The sequence below is a fragment of the Pseudomonas sp. K5002 genome, from assembly GCF_013386655.1.
Lineage (GTDB): Bacteria > Pseudomonadota > Gammaproteobacteria > Pseudomonadales > Pseudomonadaceae > Aquipseudomonas.
Genome location: NZ_JACARK010001222.1, coordinates 1 through 1,358 on the forward strand (window position 1 = coordinate 1; position 1,358 = coordinate 1,358).

Annotated in this window: 2 protein-coding genes; both read left to right on the forward strand. The window is 61.7% G+C overall.

Annotated elements, in window-relative coordinates:
- On the forward strand, positions 1 to 802 hold an 802-nt coding region (locus HX846_RS35090), incomplete at its 5' end, for a LysR substrate-binding domain-containing protein (protein ID WP_178967243.1).
- Between the two features lie 34 nt (positions 803 to 836).
- The gene (locus tag HX846_RS35095) at positions 837 to 1,322 is read left to right on the forward strand and encodes a GFA family protein (RefSeq protein WP_087694984.1); all 486 of its coding nucleotides are present in this window, start codon (positions 837 to 839) and stop codon (positions 1,320 to 1,322) included.
- Positions 1,323 to 1,358: the final 36 nt, after the last annotated feature.

The following is a 1,358-nucleotide window of genomic DNA, read 5'->3' on the forward strand; positions in this document are numbered from 1 at the left end:
GATCAAGGCCCTGGAGGGCCAGCTCGACACCCGCCTGTTGTACCGCGACAGCCGTGGCGTGGAGATCACACCGGCGGGCGAACGGCTGCTGCACCATGCGCGGCTGATCATGCGCCAGGTGGATTACCTGAAAAGCGAGTTCACCCAATACGGCATCGACTCGGCCGGGCATATCCGCATTTTTGCCAACACCACCGCCGTGACCGAGTTTCTCCCGGAGGTGCTGGCCGGCTTCCTGTCCCAGCGCCCCGGCGTGACGGTGGACCTGCAGGAGCGGCTGTCGCGGGATATCGTGCGGGGCGTGCTGGATGGCACCAGCGACATGGGCATCATCGCCGGGCCTGTGGAAGCGTCGGGTTTGCAGGTGCTGCACTTCAGCACCGACCACCTGGTGCTGACGGTACCGGTGGGGCATCCGCTGGCGGGCCTGCCTTCGGTGACGCTGGAGCAAACCCTGGCTTATCAACATATCGGCTTGCATGACGGCAGCACGTTGCTGAGTTTCCTGCGTGAGCATGTGGAGCGGCTGGGCAAGCACTTGTCGTTGCGCATTCAAATGTCGAGCTTCGAGGCGATCTGCCGGATGGTTGAGGCGGGCGTGGGGATCGGCATCATTCCCGAGTCGGCCGCCGTGCGGCACAGCCGGACCATGCAACTGGTGACGGTGAAGCTGGATGAAGTTTGGGCAGTGCGCGAGCGCAGTATTCTGGTGCGGGAACTGGAGGCGTTGCCGGGGACGATTCGGGCGTTGATCGCGACCTTGATGCCCGAGATGGAACCGCCCCGGCTGCCGGGCGCCTAAGCTAACGTTGCCCTTTTGCGAAGGAGATCTGGTCATGCAGCTTGAAGGTTCCTGCCATTGCGGCGCGGTTTCGTTCAGTCTTGAGAGTGCGCATCCCTACCCTTATCAGCGGTGTTATTGCTCGATTTGTCGCAAGACCCAGGGGGGTGGCGGGTATGCGATCAACCTTGGGGGGGATGCCAGGAGCCTCAAGGTGCGGGGGCGCAAGTTGATTTCGATTTATCACGCGCGGATGAAAGAGCCGGGGGATAGCCGGGCGCATGCGAGTACGGCTGAGCGGCATTTTTGTTCGCAGTGTGGGTCGGGGTTGTGGTTGTTCAGTCCGCAGTGGCCGGAGTTGATTCATCCGTTTGCTTCGGCGATTGATACGCCGTTGCCGGTGCCGCCGGAGCATACGCATTTGATGCTGGGGTCGAAGGCGCCGTGGGTTGAGGTGAGTGTTCGCGCGGGGGATCTGGAGTTTGAGGAGTATCCAGAGGAGTCGATTGCCGAGTGGCATGAGCGGTTGGGGTTGGGTTGATTGATTGAGTGAGTGAGTGAATATCCGTTATTTGGG

What these genes read in the sequence shown, in the direction of transcription:
- HX846_RS35095 (WP_087694984.1), top strand. Translation starts at nt 837, where the DNA reads ATGCAGCTTGAAGGTTCCTGCCATTGCGGCGCGGTTTCGTTCAGTCTT.